The following is a 6,589-nucleotide window of genomic DNA, read 5'->3' on the forward strand; positions in this document are numbered from 1 at the left end:
TGCTCGTCGCGGGGGTGCACCGTGAGGCTCGGGCACAGCCGCTGCGCATCGCGCACCCGCTGCCCGCGCCGCACCCCCGCCTGTCGTGCGGCGGGAGAGCACGCGACGACGGTCCGGCGCGCGCCCACCCCGTCGAGGATCGCGGCCGGGCTGTCCAGGTCGGCGCCCGCGGCGATCACCGGCCAGTCCGGACACCAGAGCACCAGGGTGCGCGGGGAGCGGTCGGCGCGGCCGGTGTTACGGCCAGTGTTTTCGCGGGACGGCATGATCTGTCCCGCTGCTTACGCGACGATCGACAGCTGCCGACCGGGAGACGCGGCAGGCGCGGGAGATGCGGGAGACGCGGCGTCGTCCGTCGTGTCTGTCGTGTCCGTCATGCTCGGCGGGATATCAGGGCTCTTCGAACGTGACCGTGGCCTTGTGTGCGGCTGTAGGGTCACCCGCTGCTGCGCGTTGGCCGACCCTGCGCCGCCGGACACGGTCAAGTTCGAAGAGGGGGCATCATCGGTCGACAGGAGCGGCTCGGCCGTGCCGGTCGCGGTCGGCAGCCACAATCGCGCCGTGCGCGTCCGACCCGCGGTGGCCCGGCCCGCAGCCACCACCGTCGCCTGCCCGCCGGTCAGGTGCCCGGTCCCGGCAGCCGGTCCGGCCTCGCTCAGCCCGGCCCACACCGTGCGTGCGGTACGTAGTTCCAGTTGCGCGCCGGGCCACGCGCCGAGCACCAGGAGCGCCGCGCTGTGCCGGGTTCCGCCACTCGTTCGGCCCTGCCGAAGCCGTGCGTCGATCCGCCGGGCCAACTGTGCCGGCACCTGCCCCGGCGGGCGTACCAACAGCAGGTCCACCCCGTCGGCCAGCACTGCGGTCACCTGCGCCCACCGCTCGCCCGGCTCCGGTGCCACCAGCAGCCGCGCCAGCCCGGCGCGCCGTTCGGTCCCCCGGCCCAGCAGGTCGGCCAGCGCCAGGCCGCCGAGCCCGGTCACTCCGACCGCCGCGCACCACAGTCCCGCGCGCAGCGCCCCGGCCAGCAGGGCGAGCGCGAGATAGCCCGGCGACCGGTCCTGCCCCCGTCCGGCCAACGACACCGCCTCCCCTCGCCGCAGGCCGTCCGGCAGCAGCCCGGACAGCGCGTCCAGCACCGGAACCGCCGTGGTCGATGCCGTGGTCGATGCGACCGAACCAGCCGAATGCCTGTCCCACCCGTTCGTGTCCGCGACCGCGTCGAGGCGGCGACGGCGTTCGAACGTTTGATCGAGAGACATGCCCCAAGCCTGGTGTTTCGTCCACTTTCTGTCAAGTGGTGGACAACTGATGCGGCGTCAGTGCCACCGGCCGCAGTCGTCAGCCGTATACGCCTTCCACCTGCCAGCTCTCGCCCTGCGCCGTGAGCAGCCAGGCGCGTCCGTCGGCGGTGGCGCACTGGAGCCGGGTTTCCCACGGACCGGCCCACCCCGTCACGCTCAGGACCTTGCCGAAAACGGTGAGCAGCGCCGGCTCACCGGTCAGCCGGGCGCGTTCGGTCACCGCGATCGGCCCACCGGCCGCGTCGCGCAACTCGGCTGGGCAGGGGGCCGTGGGCAGCAGCGGGGGATGGGGCAGCGGCGCCTGCGACGTCGAGACGTGCCCGCCGCCGAAACGGGGATTGAAACGGGGGCGTTGCACCACGCCGGGGCCGAGCATCGTCTCGACCCGCTCGATCGCCCGCTCGACCCGGCCCGGGACGTTCGCGCCGCCGCTCCACGCATCCTGACTCTGCGAGTCCCATGAGTCCTGCGGGTCCCAAAAGTCCCGAGACGCCTGCCAACCGCCTCGGTCCACCAACAACCGGTCGGGAATCAGGCGCAGCGTCACCACCGGGTCGGCGGTCGGATACGGTTCGCGGGCACGCCAGCCGTCCAGTTGCCAGCGGATCCGCTCGGCGACGGCGGGCGCGGACAGCCTGCCGCCGAGCATGCCGCCGTGTCGCCACAGCCGATAGCAGCCCCGGCCGCTGGCGGTGACGATGTCAATGCCGAGGCGAGCGCAGGCGACTGCGGCCACGGCGAGCGCCAAGTGCAGCCGGTTCGCCAGCGCCGCGCCGACGAATGCCACGAGTTCGTCCTGGTCAGCCGGTGGATCGAACTCGTGTACGACGGACATGCGGTCGGCCGAGCGGCGTGCGGCGGACGGCCTTGGATCCAGGCCCCGGGCCAGGCGGTGCGCCATCATCCCTTCGACGCCGAGGCGTCCGGCCACGTTCGCGCCGGGCAGCGCGGCGAACGATCCCAGGGTGCGCACGCCGAGCCGCGTCAGCGACTTGGCGAGGTCGGGCCGGTCGAGCACGGTCACCGGGTAGGGCGCGAGAAAGTCCGCGGTGGCGCCGGACTCGACGATCACCGCGTCGCGGGCGATCCCGGACGTGCGGGCGGCCAAGGCCGCGGCGAACGGACCGTCGGCGATGCCCACGCCGCAACCGATCGGATCGCCAGAGGCGGTGGCCAGTGTGGCGACCACATCGCGGATCAGCGCGGCCAGGCGCACCTCACCGCCGTGGTATCGGGCCGGGCCGCGAACGTCCAGGGTGATCAGGCCGGGCCGCACCACTTCCACCGAGGCGGCGAGGTCTTCGGCGGCGGCCACGACCGTCTCGAACTCGCGGGCGTCCCGGGCCTCGTCTCTTCGGTACACCACCAATTGCGGGCAGCGCCGCCGAGCCTCACGGATGCGCTGTCCGGGGCGGACTCCGCTCTCTCGCGCGGCGTAGGAGCATGTGGTGACGATCCGTCGCGCGCCCTCGCCCTCCAGGATGGCGACGGGGGCCTGCGCAGCGGCTCCCGCCGCCACGACCGGCCAGTCCGGGCAGCACAGCGCGAGTGTTCGCAGGGGTCTGGTTTCCATGGTCCGGATGAGGTCAGCCGGTGGTGGACGGCGGTCGGGTGGCGGTGCTCCGAGGAACGGTGGTCCGGGGAACGTCGGACAGCGCGCGCACCGATCCGTTCGCGTCCGGAAGCCACAGGCGGGCGGCGCGGGGGCGGCCCGCGGTGGACCGGCCCTGAGCGACGACGGTGGCCCGGCATCCGGTCAGCCGGCCGGTTCCGGCGGTCGGCCCGATCCCGTCGAGGCCGGTCCAGTCCGCACGTGTGATGCGCAACGACAGCCGGGCACTCGGCCAGCCGCCGAGAACGAGCAGCGCCGCTCCGTGCGTCATCTCGTCGACTGCCGTCGCGTCGGGGGAGCGGTTCGGTCGCAGCCGGGCATCGACCCGGTCGGCGATCAGCGTGCTGACCGGCGTCGCGGGCCGGACCAGGAGCAGGTCCACCCCATCGGCGAGAACGGCCAGCACTTCGGCCCAACGCTCGCCGGGTTCGGGGACTACCACGAGATGGTCGAGCGCGGCCTGACGCAGTGGGGCACGAGCGCCGACGGGGCCAGAGCGCTCGGCAGACACAGCAGATCCGGCAGGGCCGAGCATCCCGGCCAGCGCTGCAAACCCCAGCTCCGGCACGCCGACCACGGCGCACCACAGACCCACGTTCAGCGCCTCGGCCAGCAGCGCGAGGGCGAGGTAGTCAGCATGCTGATCGCGATTCCGGGTCGCCAGCGCGGCGACCTCGCCCCGTCGCAAGCCACCGGGCAGCAATCCGGCCAAGGGCTCAGGAACGGGAACGGGAACGGTGCCAGTATCCGTCTCGGCACCGGCACCGGAGCGGGTGTGCAGGCCAGTGCCGGGATCGGCACCGGGGCCGGCACCGGGCTCAATGCTGGTGACAGTCCACGAGTTGGCGCCTTTGGGACTGGCGCCGTTGTCCGCACTCGTGTCCGCACCCGTGTTCGTGCCTGTCTTCGTGCTCCTGCGTGCACGTCCGTTCGCATACCGGCTCGCATCCGAGCCCGCCTCGACGAAGCCGAGGCATTCTTCGAACGTTTGGGCGAAAAGCATGGGCCCAAGTCTTGCTCGCTCTTATGTTCGATGTCAATTGTGGAGCGGCGTGTCGTAGCGGCTCATTACCCGGTCTCGGGCAACGGCCTCGGCCATGGGTGTGGGCCGGCGAGAAGCGATCTCCCGCCGGCCCACGGTGTCGTGCTGGTCGTAGTGCTGGTACTAGTCGGCTACAGGCTCGGGAAGCTCGGGAACGAGCAGGACGGAACGCTGCCGCTGATCACCGGGGTGGAGAGCGTCGAGAGCGTCACGCCGGTGCCCGAGGACGGGCTGAGGTTGGAGTTGTAGATGCCGATGTTGGAGTACTCGGCGGTGTAGGACGTGTTGTCCACGTTGACGTACTGGAGCGTCAGACCCGTGATGTGCGACGAGTCGTAGCCCTCGATGGTGGAGATGGCGTTGGAGGTCGAGTTCTGCGCCGTGAAGCCGTCGACCAGGATGTTGTTGAACTCGGGGATGTTGCTGGTGCTGCTGGAGGAGGAGTAGCGCGGGTTGAACTCCATGATGTTCTCGACACCGGTCACGCAGGTGTTGATGTAGGTGACCGTGGAGACCAGGCCGCCCTTGCCCGGGTAGCTCTTGATCCGGATGCCGTTGTTCAGGCTGCTGACGTTGCCGGCGCTGTCGGTGCCCTGGACGGTGTTGTTCTCCACCAGCACGTTGCTGACTCCGGCGTTGGTCTCGCTGCCGACGGAGATGCCGTGCGTGCCGTAGAAGTGGTTGTTGACGACGGTGATGTTGCTGGACGCGCCGCTGCCGCCCTTGATGGCAATGCCGTCGTCGCCGTCCTGGATGTATGAGTTCTCAATCGTGACGTTGGTCGCGGCGTCCGGGTCGATGCCGTCGGTGTTGCGGGCGGTCGCCGGGGTCTTGATGCGCACGCCCCAGGCGGTGAAGCCGTTGCCGCTCTTGTAGGTGACGTGGAAGAACGCGCCGTTCATCAGGTTGATGTCGTAGAGCACGGCGTTGTTCGCGCCGGTGAAGTAGACCAGCCGCGGGTTGTTCTGCTTCGCGCTCTGGTTGCCGGCCGTGGTCGCCAGCTGCCACCACGTGGTGCTGGTGTTGAGCATGGTCTGGTCGCCGCGGCCGTTGATCGTGCCCTGCGAGCCGCTGGAGTCGCGGATGCCCTCGATGCCGGAGTTGGCGCCGTTGATGGTGATGAACGGGGTGCAGCCGTTGTCGCTGCTCCCGATCGTGCCGCAGACGTCCGAGGAACTGGACTGGTACTGCGAGGCGACGCGCGTGGCGTAGAGCGTGGTGCCTGAGTTGATCACCAGGTACACGCCGCCGGGCACGGTCAGCGGCGCGGACAGGAACGCGTTGTTGCTGCCGCTCGACGTGAGCTCGACAGCCTGGTTCGTTCCCTTGCACGCGGTCAGCGCCGCCTGGATGCGGGAAGTGTCCGGTGGGCTGGCCTCGGCGGTGCTGGAGAACTGCTCGTTGCTGGTGGCCAGGTTCGCGGTGAGGGTCTGGCACACCGCCGGTATCGACGGCTGGGTGACCGTCCGGCTGTCACCGGTGGCTACGCCAGCCGGTGGTGGTGGTGTTGTGGTGGTGGGGGTGGGTGTTGGGGTGGTTGTGTGGGTTGGGGTGGGTGTTGCGGATGCGGTGGGACTGGAACTGGGGCTGGGGCTGGGGCTGGGTGTGCTGGTGGGGGTGGTGCTGGGGGTGTTGGTGGGTGTGGTGGTGGGGTTGAGGTCCCAGGATTTGGTGGCGCTGGTGTCGCAGCTGTTTTGCACGACCAGGGTGCCGGGCGTGGTGCCGCTGCTGCTGGCGTTGAGGCATTTGGCAGCGCCGGTGTTGATCACGTGGTAGATCGTGCTGCCGGTGGTGATGGGGGTGGGGGTCCATTGCTGGATGGTGGTGGTGTTGCAGGCCTGGGTTTGAACAGCTTTGCCAGCGGAAGTGCTGTTGCCGATGATGCCCAGGCACAGGCCACTGACCGGGGTGGTGATGGCGAACCCACTACCGGAAGCAGTCAGGGTCCAGGCCTGGTTGGCTGCCCCGGTGCAGGCTTGCAAGTCCAGTTGCACGCCAGTGGCGGTACTGGAGCCGGGCAGGTCCAGGCACAGACCACTGGCGTTGTTGACGATGGTGTACGTGCCGGCTCCAGCCGCAGCACTGGCGGCACTCGGCAGTGCGACGACCACGAGCGCGCCAACCAGCGCGGCGGCACTGCAAGCAGCGATCGCGGTAAAAGCACGTGCGCGTGCGGATCTGGTCCCTGGCGGGAACCTCATGATGAGTCAACCTCCTGGCGGGGGCGAATGAAGACGTGCGTGGGTCACCCCCCGGGGAGCAGAACCCCGGACGATGCCATGCCGTGGCGAGCCTGAAATTGATCGCACTGACCAGCAGCACTGACCAGCAGCACTGATTGGCAACGCTGATTGGTAACACTGACCGGCAGCGCTAACTGGCAGTGCTGATTGGCAGTGCTGATTGAGGTGCGATGACCGTTCGCCTACGCAGGCCCGTCCCGCGGTACCCGCGCGCCGCGGCCCTACCGCGACGGGAAAGCGAAAAGCAGGTCAGAGAACAGAGAGGTCACACAGATCCTCCACGGCCTACACATGAATAAGGGGGCATATATGGCCGCCACCCTCATAACGGCCGTGTGCGAAACGCATCGCGACGAGGAACATACGACAGCCACCCCGCCTTGGCAAGCAA

General features: G+C 69.7%; 4 protein-coding genes and 1 pseudogene. All 5 read right to left on the reverse strand.

All coding sequences use genetic code 11. The annotated features are described in order from the left end of the window. Positions 1-266, reverse strand: a pseudogene (locus tag VGS97_RS15885) (hypothetical protein); the annotation flags it as partial. Positions 267-281: 15 nt separating this feature from the next. Then, positions 282-1,259, reverse strand: coding sequence for a hypothetical protein (locus VGS97_RS15890; RefSeq protein ID WP_326854298.1), 978 nt, complete (start codon positions 1,257-1,259; stop codon positions 282-284). Between the two features lie 79 nt (positions 1,260-1,338). Then, positions 1,339-2,874 carry a DNA polymerase Y family protein gene (locus tag VGS97_RS15895; RefSeq protein ID WP_326854299.1) on the reverse strand — a complete coding sequence of 512 codons (1,536 nt, stop codon included), beginning with the start codon at positions 2,872-2,874 and terminating at the stop codon, positions 1,339-1,341. Positions 2,875-2,887: 13 nt separating this feature from the next. After that, positions 2,888-3,916, reverse strand: coding sequence for a hypothetical protein (locus tag VGS97_RS15900; RefSeq protein ID WP_326854300.1), 1,029 nt, complete (start codon positions 3,914-3,916; stop codon positions 2,888-2,890). A 170-nt stretch (positions 3,917-4,086) separates the two neighbouring features. Beyond that, entirely contained in the window at positions 4,087-6,156 is a 2,070-nt protein-coding gene (locus tag VGS97_RS15905; RefSeq protein ID WP_326854301.1) for a glycosyl hydrolase family 28 protein, read from the reverse strand. Positions 6,157-6,589 lie beyond the last annotated feature (433 nt).

Source organism: Actinocrinis sp. (assembly GCF_035946395.1).
Taxonomy (GTDB): Bacteria; Actinomycetota; Actinomycetes; order Streptomycetales; family Catenulisporaceae; genus Actinocrinis.

Bases quoted from the DNA above. Each gene is read 5' to 3' on its own strand.
- VGS97_RS15890 (WP_326854298.1), bottom strand. From the start codon at position 1,259: ATGTCTCTCGATCAAACGTTCGAACGCCGTCGCCGCCTCGACGCGGTC.
- VGS97_RS15895 (WP_326854299.1), bottom strand. From the start codon at position 2,874: ATGGAAACCAGACCCCTGCGAACACTCGCGCTGTGCTGCCCGGACTGG.
- VGS97_RS15905 (WP_326854301.1), bottom strand. From the start codon at position 6,156: ATGAGGTTCCCGCCAGGGACCAGATCCGCACGCGCACGTGCTTTTACC.
- VGS97_RS15900 (WP_326854300.1), bottom strand. From the start codon at position 3,916: ATGCTTTTCGCCCAAACGTTCGAAGAATGCCTCGGCTTCGTCGAGGCG.